Below are 15,101 nucleotides of genomic sequence, written 5' to 3' on the forward strand. Positions count from 1 at the left end.
ATCCTGTTTTTATTAATCTCCGCTTTGCAAGCGCGCATTAATGGATTATTTCTAACGTCTCTTTTTATCAGGAGTCATTTTCTATGTCACATTCCCCACTGGCACGCAGGGTGTGCCTGATTCTCATCAGTCTGGCGGTTTGCAACACCGCGATGGCCGATAGCCGGCCGTTGACCAGCCTGGAAGGCAAAACCATGGGGACGTTTTACAGCGTAAAGATCAGCGGCGATCTGCCTGAAGATAAAGCGCACTTGCAACAGGAAATCGATGCCCTGCTTGAACAGGCCAACAACGATATTTCCACGTACCGCGAAGACTCCATCCTGTCGCGCTTTAACCGCTATCAAGGCAACGATCCGCAGCCTATTCCCGGCGGTATGGCAGACATTATTCTGGTGGCCCAGCGCATTGGCCGTGCGACAGACAATGCCATGGATATTACCGTGGGGCCGCTAGTGAATCTGTGGGGATTTGGGCCACAAAAACAGCCGGTGACCATTCCGACTCAAGCACAAATCGATGATGCCCGTCAGCGTGTCGGCTTGCAGCACCTTACGCTTACCAGCAACAGCAAGGGAGAGTGGCTGCAAAAAGATCTGCCGTCGCTGTATGTGGATCTCTCGACGTTGGGTGAGGGTTACGGTGCCGATCAGTTAGCGCAGTTAATGACGCGCAAGGGCATTACCAATTATCTGGTTTCAGTCGGCGGTGCTATTTCAAGCCGCGGAGTCAATGGGCAAGGGATGCCGTGGCGGGTGGCAATTCAGAAACCCACCGATAAGGAAAACACGGTGCAAGCGGCAGTCGATCTGCAAGGGTATTCCATCAGCACCTCCGGCAGCTATCGCAACTATTTCGAGCAGGACGGCAAACGCTATTCCCATGTGATCGACCCCAGCACGGGCCACCCCATCAACCATACGCTGGTATCTGCCACGGTGATTGCCAAAACGGCGCTTGAAGCGGACGGTTGGGACACGGGATTAATGGTATTGGGAACGGAAAAAGCGCTGAAAGTGGCCGAACAGCACGGGTTGGCCGTTTATCTGATCACCAAAACCGACAGCGGATTCGCAACCGTGATGACTCCCCAGTTTAAAGCCTTCTTGCAACAAGAGGCCAAACCGTAACACTGGGTGAGGTTATCAAACAACAAGCCCCGGCATTGCCGGGGCTTGTTGCTACTGCACGGTTACTTTTCTGCCAGCGTTAACCAGGTCTGCACCACGGTATCCGGATTGAGCGACAGGCTGTCGATGCCTTGCTCCATCAACCAGATGGCAAAGTCTTCGTGATCGGAAGGGCCTTGTCCGCAAATCCCCACGTATTTCCCCTGTGCCTTGGCTGCCTTGATCGCCATCGAAAGCAGTGCTTTCACCGCTTCGTTGCGCTCATCAAACAGTTCAGACACCACGCCGGAATCGCGATCCAGCCCCAACGCCAACTGCGTCATGTCGTTAGAACCAATGGAGAAACCATCGAAATGTGCCAGGAACTGATCCGCCAGCAGCGCGTTCGACGGGATCTCACACATCATGATCACCTTAAGGCCGTTCTCGCCACGCTTAAGCCCTTGCTGCGCCAGCTCTGCAACCACGGCTTCCGCCTGTGCCACAGTGCGCACAAACGGGATCATCACTTCCACGTTGGTCAGCCCCATGTCATTACGCACCCGTTTCACTGCGGCACACTCCAAGGCAAAGCATGCTTTAAAATCCGGTGACACATAACGCCCGGCACCGCGGAAGCCCAGCATCGGGTTTTCCTCATGCGGTTCATAGCGCTCGCCGCCCACCAGGTTGGCGTATTCGTTAGATTTAAAGTCAGACAGACGCACAATAACGCGTTTTGGCCAGAACGCTGCTGCCAGTGTGGCAATCCCCTCCGTCAGGCGCGCAATGTAAAACTCAACCGGATCGTCATAACCCTGCATCAGCCCTTTGATCTCTTTTTGCAATTCTGGCGTTTGACTGTCGAATTCCAGCAACGCACGCGGGTGCACGCCTATCATGCGGTTAATGATAAACTCCAACCGCGCCAGACCGACGCCATCGTTGGGCAGACAGGCAAAATCAAATGCCCGATCGGGATTCCCCACGTTCATCATGATTTTCAACGGCACCGAAGGCATCTCGTTGACTTGTGAACTCTTGACCTGAAACTCCAGCAGATCGGCATAGACGTATCCGGTGTCCCCTTCCGCACAGGATACGGTGGCTTTTTCGCCATCATGGAGACGCTCGGTCGCATCGCCACAGCCCACAACCGCAGGAATACCCAGCTCACGCGCAATAATCGCAGCGTGGCAGGTACGCCCACCGCGATTGGTCACGATAGCGGCAGCTTTCTTCATGATCGGCTCCCAATCCGGGTCGGTCATGTCGGTCACCAGCACATCACCCGCCTGCACCAAGTGCATCTCGCTGATATCCTGAATCACTTTTACCGGGCCGGCACCGATACGGTGACCGATGGCACGGCCTTCGGCCAACACCTTGCCACGTTTGATCAGTTGATAACGCTCCATCACCTGACCGTTGGAGCGAACCGTTTCCGGCCGCGCCTGTACAATGTAGAGCTTGCCGGTGTGTCCGTCTTTCGCCCATTCGATATCCATTGGGCGACCGTAATGTTTTTCAATCAGCAGCGCCTGATGCGATAACGCCTCCACTTCGGTATCCGTCAAGCTGAAGCGCACGCTCAGTTCTGCGGGCACATCCTCAATACGCACCTGCTTGCCGTGAGCCTGACTGTCGGCATACACCATGCGGATTTTTTTCGACCCCATGGTGCGACGCACAATGGCCGGTTTGCGGTTAAGCAACGTCGGTTTGTGCACATAGAACTCATCCGGGTTTACCGCCCCTTGTACCACCATTTCCCCAAGGCCATAGGCGGACGTGATAAACACCACCTGATCGAAACCGGATTCCGTATCCAGCGTAAACATCACCCCCGATGCCGCCAGATCCGAACGCACCATGCGCTGCACCCCAGCGGAGAGCGCCACACCGCGATGATCGTAGCCCTGGTGCACACGGTAAGAGATGGCGCGATCGTTAAACAACGACGCGAATACATGCTTCACTGCCACCATTACCGCATCGATACCCTGCACATTGAGGAAGGTTTCCTGCTGCCCGGCAAAGGAGGCATCCGGCATGTCTTCTGCCGTTGCGGAAGAGCGCACCGCAAAAGAAGCCTCTTTTTCCCCTTCGGACAGTTGATCGTAAGCCGCAGCGATCGCTTGTTCCAGTTCAGGCTGGAACGGCGTGTCGATAATCCACTGGCGGATTTGCGCGCCCGCTTTGGCGAGTTGGTTTACATCATCGATATCGGTACGATCCAACAGTTCATAAATTCGTTGGTTGATACCGCTTTGCGTAAGGAAATCGTTAAACGCCTGCGCCGTTGTCGCAAAACCATTGGGAACCGATACGCCAAGTTCTGACAAATGGGTGATCATCTCACCCAAAGAGGCATTCTTGCCGCCCACCCGCTCAACGTCATGCATACCGAGCTGGTTATACCAAAGGACATTACGCAAATCAGGGCCGTTATTGGACATCGAAAATAATCCTTTCTGCATACGATTTCGGCCTGCATACCACAGGGTATGGAGACCATTGGGGATATGTAACATGTTGGTTGGGCAGTTGCCTCAACGCCATGAATGTAGCATAGCGTTTAACAAACCTGGGAAAGGTGAATCGTTCAACCTATGAAATAAAAACGATTTCACTGCTGAATCTTGCTTAACGGGGTAAAAATACAATACTGTAAAAGTTTAACTGGTTTATCACGAAGATAATGAAATTGCGTTTCATTAAAAATATCGTTCAACGCCAATTTTTGAACGAGTTTAGTTACATTTTTTCGCAGAAAAAAAGCAGGGGTTGATGTGGAAAGAAGCGTCTTTTATATCTCCGATGGTACCGCCATCACCGCTGAAGTATTAGGTCATGCGGTGCTTTCTCAGTTTCCTGTCAACACGGTCAGCTACACGCTGCCGTTTGTGGAGAGTGAAGAGCGTGCCAACGCGGTACGCGAACGCATCAATACGCTCTACCAGCAAACGGGCGTGCGACCTCTGGTGTTTTATTCCATCATCAGCCAGACCGTGCGGGATATTATTAACAGCAGCGACGGTTTTTGTCAGGATATCGTGCAGGCGCTCGTTGCGCCATTACAGGGAGAACTCAATATCCCTCCTGCGCCGGAGGCCAACCGCACCCACGGTCTGACCGCTAAAAACCTCGGCAAATACGATGCGCGCATCGCCGCCATTGACTATACCCTCGCCCACGACGATGGTATTTCATTGCGTAATCTCGATCAGGCACAGGTCATTTTACTCGGTGTGTCCCGCTGCGGCAAAACGCCCACCAGCCTGTATCTCGCCATGCAGTTTGGCATTCGCGCAGCCAACTACCCTTTCATCGCCGATGACATGGACAATCTGCGCCTGCCTGAAGCGCTTAAACCGTTTCAACATAAGCTGTTCGGCCTGACCATCAATGCCGAACGTTTGGCGGCGATCCGGGAAGAGCGGCGCGGCAACAGTCGCTATGCGTCGTTACGCCAGTGCCGAATGGAACTGAGTGAAGTGGAAGCGCTATTTCGACGTCACCAGATCCCTTATCTCAACACGACAAACTACTCCGTGGAGGAGATTTCCGCCAAGATCATCGATATATTAGGCATGAGTCGTCGCATGTACTAGGGCCTGTTGACAATCATCGCCAAGAACCTGTTTTTTTGTAAAAGAATCTGTTTACATTCTGTCTTTTTTGGAAAAGCAGAATGCCAAGATTGATGCTCAGTGATGACCAATACGAACGGATTAGCCCGTTTTTGCCGGGAAAGGATTCGGATCCGGGACGAACAGCAGCAGATAATCGGCTTTTTGTCGAAGCGGTTTTATGGATCGCCCGAACTGGAAGCCCATGGAGAGATTTACCACCCGATTTCGGACTCTGGAACTGTGTGTACAAACGCTTTGCCAGATGGTCACGGGCAGAAATATGGCATTCCGTTTTTGCTGAACTTGCGGGCGATGCCGATTTCGAGGAAATCTTCATCGACAGCACTATCGTACGGGTTCATCAGCATGCAGCGGGCGCTCCCAAAAAAACGGTGACCAGTCGATTGGTCGTTCTCGCGGGGGATTGACAACCAAGATTCACGCTCTGGTTGATGGGCTGGGCATGCTTGCCCGTTTTAGTTTGACTGGTGGTCAAAAGAGCGACACCAGAGAAGCATTGCCTTTACTTGGTGAATTGAAACCTTCAAGCTTGGCTGCAGACAAAGCCTACGATACGAATGTGATTCTACAATATCTGGAGTCGGTAGGCATTCAGGCTGTCATCCCCAGCAAAGAGAATCGCCGTGAGCAACGCCCACTGGACAAACATCTTTACGCTTCACGCAATTTGATCGAACGTTTCTTTTGCCGTATCAAGCAATTTCGACGCGTAGCTACACGCTTCGACAAACTCTCAAAACGCTTCGCATCATTCGTTGCGCTCGCTGCTGCATTCGTCTGGCTGTGTTAATTGTCAACAGCCCCTAGGGCCTGTTGACAATCATCGCCAAGAACCTGTTTTTTTGTAAAAGAATCTGTTTACATTCTGTCTTTTTTGGAAAAGCAGAATGCCAAGATTGATGCTCAGTGATGACCAATACGAACGGATTAGCCCGTTTTTGCCGGGAAAGGATTCGGATCCGGGACGAACAGCAGCAGATAATCGGCTTTTTGTCGAAGCGGTTTTATGGATCGCCCGAACTGGAAGCCCATGGAGAGATTTACCACCCGATTTCGGACTCTGGAACTGTGTGTACAAACGCTTTGCCAGATGGTCACGGGCAGAAATATGGCATTCCGTTTTTGCTGAACTTGCGGGCGATGCCGATTTCGAGGAAATCTTCATCGACAGCACTATCGTACGGGTTCATCAGCATGCAGCGGGCGCTCCCAAAAAAACGGTGACCAGTCGATTGGTCGTTCTCGCGGGGGATTGACAACCAAGATTCACGCTCTGGTTGATGGGCTGGGCATGCTTGCCCGTTTTAGTTTGACTGGTGGTCAAAAGAGCGACACCAGAGAAGCATTGCCTTTACTTGGTGAATTGAAACCTTCAAGCTTGGCTGCAGACAAAGCCTACGATACGAATGTGATTCTACAATATCTGGAGTCGGTAGGCATTCAGGCTGTCATCCCCAGCAAAGAGAATCGCCGTGAGCAACGCCCACTGGACAAACATCTTTACGCTTCACGCAATTTGATCGAACGTTTCTTTTGCCGTATCAAGCAATTTCGACGCGTAGCTACACGCTTCGACAAACTCTCAAAACGCTTCGCATCATTCGTTGCGCTCGCTGCTGCATTCGTCTGGCTGTGTTAATTGTCAACAGCCCCTAGTACATTATCATTTTTTAACAAAAGCGGGTTGAATTGCCCCCCGATTCAGTTATCGTGGACGTCATGACTTCCCGACATGTCGTCGTAGCGAAGCAACCCATTTGGTAGGAGACGGGGAAAAAACTGACACTCGCTTAGCGCCCAAGAGCCCCGCCGCCGTCTGACACGATGCGCGAGCCATTTACTCACCCGAGCCTTATCTTCAGGAAGATAACCGCAGTGTGAGCGATGACTTATTTCTATACGTGTTACCTCTTGGTTCAGCGGCGTTTCTTTGCGAGACGAGTCGCCATGCGACACGGTCCCCTGACCAACCCGTAAGCAGAGATATTGCATGTTAAAAACTTATGAGTTACGCAGCCTGCGGCTCGATCGTCTGATCGCGCCTCAGGCGTTGCTGGCGCAATTGCCGGTGTCACCTGCGGTTGCAGAAAACGTGACAACGTCACGGGAGAGAATAGAGAATATTCTCACCGGAAAAGATCCCCGATTATTGGCGATCGTTGGCCCCTGTTCTGTCCACGATGTTGATGCTGCGCTCGATTATGCACGGCAGCTCTCTGTCCTGCGTACTCGCTATCAGGATCGTCTGGAAATCGTGATGCGCACCTATTTTGAAAAGCCGCGCACCGTTGTCGGTTGGAAAGGGTTGATTTCCGATCCAGCCCTTGATGGCAGCTATCAGGTCAATCATGGCCTGGCATTGGCACGCCGTCTGTTGCTGGATATCAATGCGCTTGGCCTACCAACAGCAACAGAATTTCTGGATATGGTCACCGGTCAATACATTGCCGATATCATCAGTTGGGGAGCCATTGGCGCGCGAACCACAGAAAGCCAGATCCACCGCGAAATGGCCTCTGCCCTCTCATGCCCAGTGGGTTTCAAAAACGGCACCGACGGCAATCTGCGTATTGCCATCGATGCCATCCGTGCTGCGCGCGCATCGCATCTGTTTCTGTCGCCGGATAAACAAGGGCAGATGACCATCTACCAGACACACGGCAATCCCTATGGCCACATCATTCTGCGCGGCGGGAAAAATCCCAATTATCACGCCGCCGATATTCAAGCCGCCTGCGAACTGCTGCGCGAATTCGCCTTACCGCCACAGTTGGTGGTGGATTTTAGCCACGGCAACAGCTACAAACAGTACCAGCGACAAATAGATGTGTGCACCGACGTGTGTCAACAGATACGCTCGGGTTCACGCGCCATTGCAGGTGTTATGGTGGAAAGCTTTCTGGTTGAAGGTCAGCAACCGTTGGCTGCGCCGCAAACGCTGGTTTACGGCAAATCGATTACCGATGGCTGTCTGGGCTGGCAGGACACTGAAACCCTACTTGCACAGTTAGCCGATGCGGTAGACAGCCGCTTCTAACGCCCTACTGCCTTTCAACCGCGCACGGCCATTTCTGACCGTGCGCTACCGTTGCATCATCCCCCGCCGGCTCACCTGTTTCCGACGTATTAAGAAATCTTCACTTGATGTCACCTTTTGGCAACATGAAAATGATTCTCATTTATTAAGTTAATTATTTCTAATACGATAATATCCATCGCAGAACGACCACAGGAACAGACAATGCCGAACGCGATTTATGCTCAATACCTGCAAGCCAAAAACAACAATCCCCGCCAATACGCTCGTGATATCGCCACGGCGCTCGGCATCAGTGAAGCCGTGTTGACGCACGCACGCGTCGGTCATGATGCACAACGCTTACAAGGGGATGCCAAACGCTGGCTGCTGGCACTGGAGAAGGTCGGCCAGACCAAATCCATCACGCGCAATACTTATGCGGTGCACGAACAGGTCGGCGTTTACCAAAATCAACATTTAGACGGCCATGCCGGGCTCATACTTAACCCTTACGCGTTGGATCTTCGTCTGTTTTTGCAGCAGTGGAATGTAGCGTTCAGTCTGCGGGAAGAGACCGCGCGCGGCGAACGTCAGAGCATTCAATTTTTTGACCATCAGGGTGATGCCATCCTGAAAGTGTATGCCACCGAACAGACCGATATGGCAGCATGGGACGCCTATCTGGCCGAATTTGTTACGGACGTTAACCCTGAGGTGCAGTTACGTGCGGAAACTCCGGCGGCCACTCAGGCTCCCCGCATCGACCAAGCGGCATTTGAAGCCGAATGGCGCGCCATGACGGACGTACACCAATTTTTCATTCTACTCAAACGCTATAACCTTACGCGTCAGCAGGCTTTTCGCGCCGTTAAAGACGATCTGGCCTGTCAGGTCGATAACCGCGCCCTGTCGCAAGTTCTGGCCGCAGCGCAGCAAGATCAAAACGACATCATGGTGTTCGTTGGCAGCCGTGGCTGCGTACAGATTTTCACCGGCCCCATCGCGCGGGTAGAGAAAATGGCGCAGCACGCGGAATGGATCAACATTTTCAACCCGAATTTCACCCTGCACCTGATTGAAGATGCGATCGCCGAAAGCTGGAGCACCCGTAAACCCACCGCAGACGGTGTCGTCACCAGCCTGGAACTCTATGCGGCTGACGGCACGCAAATCGCACAGCTGTTTGGCCAGCGCACCGAAGGCACGCCAGAACAGGCCCAATGGCGCAAACAAATCGAAGCGCTCACCGTAAATAAGGAACTGGTCGCATGAAAAACTGGCTTTACGCACTGCTCCTGACGCTGCCACTGGGTGCCAGCGCCAATGAGCGCATCGTCTCGATTGGCGGTGATGTTACCGAGATTATCTATGCACTTGGCGCTGAGCAGCAGCTTATCGCTCGCGACAGCACCAGCATGCACCCGGCCGCAACGCAAGCGCTGCCGGATGTTGGCTATATGCGCCAATTGAACGCGGAAGGCATTCTGTCGTTAAAACCATCGTTAGTGATTGCCAGTGAGTTGTCACAACCCTCTCTGGTGCTCAAGCAGGTGGCAGACAGCGGCGTTAAGGTGATCATGGTACCGGCACAACCGACGCTGGACAGCATTCCGCAGAAAATCAACACGATTGCACAGGCGCTGCACAAAGAGATCGAAGGCAAAGTGCTGACAGACCGTTATCAGCAGCAGGTCTCTGCCGTAGCACAGCAACCGCTGCCCATCAAAGCACTGTTTGTTCTCAGCCACGGTGGCATGACCGCCATGGCAGCAGGAAAAAATACCCCTGCCGATACGGTGATCCGCGCCGCCGGGTTGCAAAATGCCATGCCTGACGTGGTGCGCTACCAGCCGCTATCGCAAGAAGGCGTTATCGCCAGTGCGCCCGACCTGTTGTTGATCTCCGCACAAGGGTTGCAGAGTTTAGGCGGCGAAGAGAAAATCTGGCAGTTGCCCGGTGTTGCACTGACCCCTGCGGGCAAACACCGCCGTGTTGTGGTGGTCGATGATATGGCAATGCTTGGCTTTACGCTGGAAACGCCTGCGCTGTTAACCACGCTGCGTCACGCCGCCGAGCAGGTAAAATGAGACTACGGCAACGTCCCCGCCTGGTTTTAGCGGGGCTGATGTACTTCACTCTGCTGTTAATGCTGGGTGCCGCCAATATGGGGGCACTCACCCTCTCCTTCCGTCAATTGTGGCATGCTCCGCTCAGCGACCCGTTGTGGCATATCTGGCTCACTATTCGCCTGCCGCGCGTCCTGCTGGCACTGCTGGTGGGCAGCGCGCTCGCCGCGGCCGGCGCAGTGATGCAGGGGCTGTTCCGCAACCCGCTGGCTGACCCTGGCTTGCTGGGTATCAGCAGCGGAGCGGCGTTGTTTGTCGCGTTTGCGCTGCTGGTGCCTTTGGGCCTGCCTCCGCTATTAGCACTCTACAGCCCGATGTTGGCTGCTTTCGCCGGCAGTCTGGCGGTGACGACCATCCTGTTTATGCTGGGGCGCGATGAACGTAGCGGCGTTACGCGTCTACTGTTAACCGGTATTGCCCTGAATGCGTTGTGTGGAGCAGCCGTTGGCGTGCTGACCTACATCAGTAACGATCAGCAGTTGCGTCAGTTTTCACTGTGGGGCATGGGCAGCCTGGGACAAGCGCAGTGGCCGGTGCTGATGGTTGCTGCTTCGCTTATCGTACCCGCCATTGTGGGTGTTCAGTGTTATGCCCGCAAACTTAATCTGCTTCAGCTGGGTGATGAGGACGCACATTACCTGGGCGTCAAGGTGAAACAGACCAAGCTGATATTACTGCTGCTCAGCGCGCTGTTGGTTGGCACCGCGTTAGCGGTCAGCGGCGTGATTGTGTTTATCGGGCTGGTTATCCCGCATCTGGTTCGCATGAACCTGAGTGCCGATCACCGTTGGTTACTCCCCGGCTCAGCGCTGGCAGGTGCGGGGTTGCTTATTGCGGCCGACACGCTGGCTCGCACGGTGCTAGCCCCGGCGGAAATGCCCGTCGGTTTGCTCACCAGTCTGATAGGCGGTCCCTACTTCCTATGGCTCATTGTCACGCACAAGGGACGAACCCATGACTAATCGCCTGACGGCCCAGCATCTGCACTATCAGGTTAACGGACGCACCTTGATTGATGATGTTTCGTTGGACATCAACGGCGGTGAGATCGTCGCGATTATTGGCCCGAATGGGGCGGGAAAATCCACGTTGCTGCGGCTGCTCACCGGCTATCTGGCCCCCGACAGCGGTGAATGTCAGTTGGCCGGGAAAGCGCTCGCCGATTGGCAACCGGATGCCTTGGCCAAAACCCGCGCGGTGATGCGCCAGCACGCTGCGTTGAATTTTCCGTTTAGCGTGCGCGACGTGGTTGCCATGGGACGTGCGCCCTATCGCCACGATCGCGCAGGCGACAGCGTGGTCGATCATGTGATGGCGTTAACCGAATGCACGGCGTTGGCCCAGCAGGATTATCGCCACCTTTCCGGCGGGGAGCAGCAGCGCGTGCAGTTGGCACGCGTGCTGGCGCAGTTATGGCACCCGACACCGACGCCCTGCTGGCTGTTTCTCGATGAACCGACATCGGCACTCGATCTCTATCATCAGCAACACCTGCTGCGCTTACTGAAACAGCTCACACAACAGCAGCCCCTTGCGGTGTGCTGCATCCTGCACGATCTGAATCTGGCCGCACTGTATGCCGATCGCATTGCCCTGCTGCATCAGGGTAAACTGGTGGCTCAAGGCACGCCGCATGCGGTATTGCAAAGCGAAACGCTCACGCAGTGGTATCAGGCTGAGGTGTTAGTACACCCGCACCCCGACGACGCAACGCCGCAGGTTTTTTTGCGCCGTTAGCCTAGCTGGAACAAGATACTTCCAACGCCTTACCCCACGCTGGCGGTGCTGCCGCCAGCGATTCAAATTCAGGCTGTTCATCATAAGGACGAGAAAGCGCCTGATGCAGCTGCGTTAACGGGCCGACATCATCCTGCTCTGCTGCTTCAATCGCCTGCTGCGCCAGGTAGTTACGCAGGATATATTTTGGATTAGACGCTTTCATGCTGCGCTGACGTTCGGCGTCACTCTGCGTCTCCTGCGCCAGACGTGCGCGATAGTCGCCAAACTAGGCGTCAAATGCGGCTCGGTCGATAAACAGGTCACGCAGCGGCGATTCGGCCTGCTGTACGTGGGTATCGCTCAGCAGGCGGAAAGTGCGGGTATAGTCACTGCGCTCACGCGCCATCAAGTTCAGCAACCCGACCAGCAGATCATTATCTTTGGCACCCGCATCGAAAAAACCCAACTTGGCGCGCATCAATTGACCAAAATGCGCCATCAAGGCCGGTTCATAGCAACCTAACGCGGTTTCAAGTGATTCCACCGGCAACAATCCAGAGAGTGCCTGCGCTAAGCGATGCAAATTCCACAGCGCTACGGCGGGCTGATTGTCGAAGGCATAACGACCTTGGTAATCGGAGTGATTACAGACAAAATCAGGTTGGTAGTCGTCCATAAAACCGTAGGGGCCATAATCAAACGTCAGGCCAAGGATCGACATATTGTCCGTGTTCATCACGCCGTGGGCGAACCCCACCGCCTGCCAATGGGCAACCATGCGCGCCGTGCGTTCGACAATATCGGTAAACCAAAGCGAGTAACGTCGCTCATCGTGCTGCCACTGTGGCCAGTGGTGCGTGATGGCAAAATCAGCCAGTTTTTTCACCTGCTCCGGCTGACGCGCATAGTAAAAGTGCTCAAAATGCCCGAAACGCAGATGACTTTCGGCAACGCGCATCAGCATCGCCCCCTGCTCTTGCTGTTCGCGTTGAACGGGTTCATCGCTGGTCACGATCGCCAAGGCACGCGTGGTGGGAATGCCCAGATGATACAAGGCCTCTGACGCGAGAAATTCGCGAATCACCGAACGCAGCACCGCACGGCCGTCTCCCATGCGCGAATAGGGGGTCAACCCAGCCCCTTTCAGGTGCCATTCCATGCTGGAACCGTTCGCCAGTCGCTGCTCACCCAGCAAAATTCCCCGCCCATCCCCCAGTTGCCCAGCCCATACGCCAAACTGATGGCCGCTGTAAACCTGCGCCAACGGCAGCATACCGGGCAACAGCGTCTTTCCCTGCCAGATATCAATGTGTTCAGGCTGAAACCAACTGGCAGGCACCCCTAACTGTTCCGCCAGTTTCGCGCTGTGATACAGCAAGCGCGCCCCCTGTAAGGCGGTGGGCAAAAGCGCCGTGTAACAACCAGGCAAAGCGTCATGGTAGTGATGGGTAAATCGTAATCCCTGTGTCATCGTCGTTCTGTCACTCTACTGCGTCTGTCAAACTTGAGTGTAGAACGTCAACAAGGAAATAAACACGGAGAAAATATAGGGATACTGGTTTACGCCGCCGGCGTCAGTTCCTGCTCCAACGCATGCAGCGGGATGGCAGGCCACAGCTTGCCTTGTATCGCATCCACCTTGAGGTGATGCACTTTTTTCAAATGCTCGGGCGTATCAATCCCTTTAGCGATCACCCCGGGGCCCTGCTGGTGGCTTTTCATCACGTTAAGCAGTGGATCCATGATCATATCGGGGGCCGGGCGAGATAGAATATCCCACACCAGTTTCGGATCGATTTTAACATAGCTCAGCAAACCATCATGGAACGCCTTGAGGTTTACCTTGCCTGAGCCGAAGTTATCCAGCCACAGGGGGAACATGTTACTAAGTTCGGTGATACCACGGTTTCCCTTGCCTTCCTCGAGGTGAGGAAACGCTTCATTTATTTCCAGATGGACAAAGGGTAACGCACGAATGGCGTTACGGCGTGGAATCGATGCCATCAGCAGTTCGGCGCAATGCTTCTCAATGCGCCACACCAACAAAAATCGGTGCAGCTTGAGCCATTCCGCTTTACGTTGAATGATATCGATTTGTTCATCGAGCAACGTCAGTTTTTGCGCCGTGGTCAACATACTCATCAGGATATCGCCCGGCACGGTGAGTTTACCATCCGCACTATTGAAACAACCGGTCATTTCCAACGCCAATAACCGCTCATCCCGGCTATAGATAGGCCAGAACAGGTATTCACTTTCGTAGTCAATGTCTAACGTGATTTTCATGATCGATGTCTGCGGAGATAAGCGTTCACTATCACTCTAGCGCCAACGATGAGCGCGCAACAATCCCTTTTTCATTATCCTGATGTTCCCCTTACAGTGAGGTCACGCTGTTAACGATTATCCTGCTTTACCGGATATTCTCCGCCAGCCAGGCGTTCACCTGTTGCAGTTCAGGCTGCTGTTCGGGAAAGCGTTCAAACAGCGCTTCGCCCGCCGCGATAATGTCGGGCACGCGATACGCACAGCCCTGTAAGGCCTGTGCCAACGCTTCTAGCGGCGCGGGATTCAGGCTGTCGGTAAATAACTGACTGCGCGTAATGACACCGCGATCGACGTCCATATGCAACTCAATACCGCCCCACGGAAAACGCGTATCCAGCATATGGGTAAAATCTGGCGCCTGACCAAAATTCCATTCCCAACTGCTTTGCTTGGCAAACTGTTCGCGAAAGCCGGGAAGATCGGGCATTTGCGCGGGTGAAATGTGCTCAGCCGTGCAACTGTCCGCGTAATAGGCAAAAAATGCGTCACGCACCGCCTCACACACTTGCGCGTGATCGACAGTCGGCAACAGTTCCACCAAATTGGCAACGCGAGAGCGGACTGAGGTGATACCTTTGGCCTGTAATTTCTTCACATCCGGGTTAAGGTAATTTGCCAGACGTGAGAGATCGGCATTGAGCAACAGCGTACCGTGGTGAAAACCGCGATCCTTGGTTTCCCGGTAAGCGGACCCCGAAACCTTACGTTCACCATCAGGCGTCGCCACCACCAGATCGTTACGCCCTGAAGCCGAAGCCGCAACGCCCAGCGCAGTCAGTGCATTAAGAATGATGGCCGTTGAAACGCTTTTATCGTACCCCGGCTTTCCTGCCATAAAGGTAAAGCAGGTGTTGCCCAAATCGTGGAAAACAGCGCCGCCACCGCTGCTACGACGCGCCAGTGTGATGCCATCCTCCTCCATCTTGCGAGTATTGCACTCTTTCCACGGGTTTTGCGCCCGGCCAATCACCACGGTTTCCGCATTGCGCCAGAGAAACAGCACATGCTGCGTGGGCGACATTTGGCGAAAGATGCACTCTTCGACGGCCAGATTAAACCAGGGATCGTAAGAGTCAGACAGCAACAAACGAAGTGAAGACATTGAGGCTCCATGCGCAAACGGCCTGTCGACCTCGACAGCCGT

Annotated in this window: 10 protein-coding genes and 3 pseudogenes; 9 read left to right on the forward strand and 4 right to left on the reverse strand. The window is 54.1% G+C overall.

All coding sequences use genetic code 11. The features are described from left to right. Positions 1-83 precede the first annotated feature (83 nt). Positions 84-1,130: an FAD:protein FMN transferase ApbE gene (gene apbE, locus K6K13_RS12570; RefSeq protein WP_222157337.1), complete on the forward strand. Its 1,047-nt coding sequence runs from the start codon at positions 84-86 to the stop codon at positions 1,128-1,130. A 62-nt stretch (positions 1,131-1,192) separates the two neighbouring features. On the opposite strand, the gene ppsA is transcribed toward apbE, so the two are convergent. Then, on the reverse strand, positions 1,193-3,568 hold the full coding sequence (gene ppsA / locus K6K13_RS12575) for a phosphoenolpyruvate synthase (protein ID WP_222157338.1): 2,376 nt from the start codon (positions 3,566-3,568) through the stop codon (positions 1,193-1,195). 333 nt (positions 3,569-3,901) lie between these two features. Here ppsA and ppsR point away from each other — a divergent pair, with 333 nt between their 5' ends. The 8 genes and pseudogenes from ppsR (at position 3,902) to K6K13_RS12615 (ending at position 11,647) form a co-directional block, all read left to right on the forward strand. After that, the gene (ppsR, locus tag K6K13_RS12580) at positions 3,902-4,723 is read left to right on the forward strand and encodes a posphoenolpyruvate synthetase regulatory kinase/phosphorylase PpsR (protein WP_222157339.1); all 822 of its coding nucleotides are present in this window, start codon (positions 3,902-3,904) and stop codon (positions 4,721-4,723) included. 92 nt (positions 4,724-4,815) lie between these two features. Then, positions 4,816-5,555 (forward strand): annotated as a pseudogene (locus K6K13_RS12585) (IS5 family transposase). Between the two features lie 109 nt (positions 5,556-5,664). Continuing rightward, positions 5,665-6,404 (forward strand): annotated as a pseudogene (locus tag K6K13_RS12590) (IS5 family transposase). 351 nt (positions 6,405-6,755) lie between these two features. Beyond that, on the forward strand, positions 6,756-7,802 hold the full coding sequence (locus K6K13_RS12595) for a 3-deoxy-7-phosphoheptulonate synthase (protein WP_222157340.1): 1,047 nt from the start codon (positions 6,756-6,758) through the stop codon (positions 7,800-7,802). Positions 7,803-8,006: 204 nt separating this feature from the next. Then, positions 8,007-9,056, forward strand: coding sequence for a hemin-degrading factor (locus K6K13_RS12600; protein WP_222157341.1), 1,050 nt, complete (start codon positions 8,007-8,009; stop codon positions 9,054-9,056). Beyond that, complete coding sequence (locus tag K6K13_RS12605; RefSeq protein ID WP_222157342.1) at positions 9,053-9,871, forward strand: heme/hemin ABC transporter substrate-binding protein; 819 nt, start codon at positions 9,053-9,055, stop codon at positions 9,869-9,871. Before K6K13_RS12600 ends, K6K13_RS12605 begins: the two co-directional genes overlap by 4 nt. After that, a complete protein-coding gene (locus K6K13_RS12610) occupies positions 9,868-10,872 on the forward strand; it encodes a FecCD family ABC transporter permease (protein WP_222157343.1) in 1,005 nt (334 codons plus the stop codon). The genes K6K13_RS12605 and K6K13_RS12610 overlap by 4 nt, the downstream gene beginning before the upstream one ends. After that, the gene (locus K6K13_RS12615) at positions 10,865-11,647 is read left to right on the forward strand and encodes a heme ABC transporter ATP-binding protein (protein ID WP_222157344.1); all 783 of its coding nucleotides are present in this window, start codon (positions 10,865-10,867) and stop codon (positions 11,645-11,647) included. The genes K6K13_RS12610 and K6K13_RS12615 overlap by 8 nt, the downstream gene beginning before the upstream one ends. A 1-nt stretch (position 11,648) precedes the next feature. On the opposite strand, the pseudogene K6K13_RS12620 reads toward K6K13_RS12615, so the two are convergent. The 3 genes and pseudogenes from K6K13_RS12620 to lplA form a co-directional block, all read right to left on the reverse strand. After that, a pseudogene (locus K6K13_RS12620) lies at positions 11,649-13,100 on the reverse strand (protein adenylyltransferase SelO). An 89-nt stretch (positions 13,101-13,189) separates the two neighbouring features. After that, entirely contained in the window at positions 13,190-13,915 is a 726-nt protein-coding gene (locus K6K13_RS12625) for an EAL domain-containing protein (RefSeq protein ID WP_222157345.1), read from the reverse strand. A 127-nt stretch (positions 13,916-14,042) separates the two neighbouring features. After that, positions 14,043-15,059, reverse strand: a complete 1,017-nt coding sequence (gene lplA / locus K6K13_RS12630; RefSeq protein ID WP_222157346.1) for a lipoate--protein ligase — start codon at positions 15,057-15,059, stop codon at positions 14,043-14,045. Between the last annotated feature and the right edge of the window lie 42 nt (positions 15,060-15,101).

The organism is Symbiopectobacterium purcellii (genome assembly GCF_019797845.1).
GTDB classification, from domain to species: domain Bacteria; phylum Pseudomonadota; class Gammaproteobacteria; order Enterobacterales; family Enterobacteriaceae; genus Symbiopectobacterium; species Symbiopectobacterium purcellii.

Coding starts and splice junctions, on each gene's coding strand:
- lplA (WP_222157346.1), bottom strand. CDS start 15,059: ATGTCTTCACTTCGTTTGTTGCTGTCTGACTCTTACGATCCCTGGTTT.
- K6K13_RS12605 (WP_222157342.1), top strand. CDS start 9,053: ATGAAAAACTGGCTTTACGCACTGCTCCTGACGCTGCCACTGGGTGCC.
- K6K13_RS12615 (WP_222157344.1), top strand. CDS start 10,865: ATGACTAATCGCCTGACGGCCCAGCATCTGCACTATCAGGTTAACGGA.
- ppsA (WP_222157338.1), bottom strand. CDS start 3,568: ATGTCCAATAACGGCCCTGATTTGCGTAATGTCCTTTGGTATAACCAG.
- apbE (WP_222157337.1), top strand. CDS start 84: ATGTCACATTCCCCACTGGCACGCAGGGTGTGCCTGATTCTCATCAGT.
- K6K13_RS12610 (WP_222157343.1), top strand. CDS start 9,868: ATGAGACTACGGCAACGTCCCCGCCTGGTTTTAGCGGGGCTGATGTAC.
- K6K13_RS12595 (WP_222157340.1), top strand. CDS start 6,756: ATGTTAAAAACTTATGAGTTACGCAGCCTGCGGCTCGATCGTCTGATC.
- K6K13_RS12625 (WP_222157345.1), bottom strand. CDS start 13,915: ATGAAAATCACGTTAGACATTGACTACGAAAGTGAATACCTGTTCTGG.
- K6K13_RS12600 (WP_222157341.1), top strand. CDS start 8,007: ATGCCGAACGCGATTTATGCTCAATACCTGCAAGCCAAAAACAACAAT.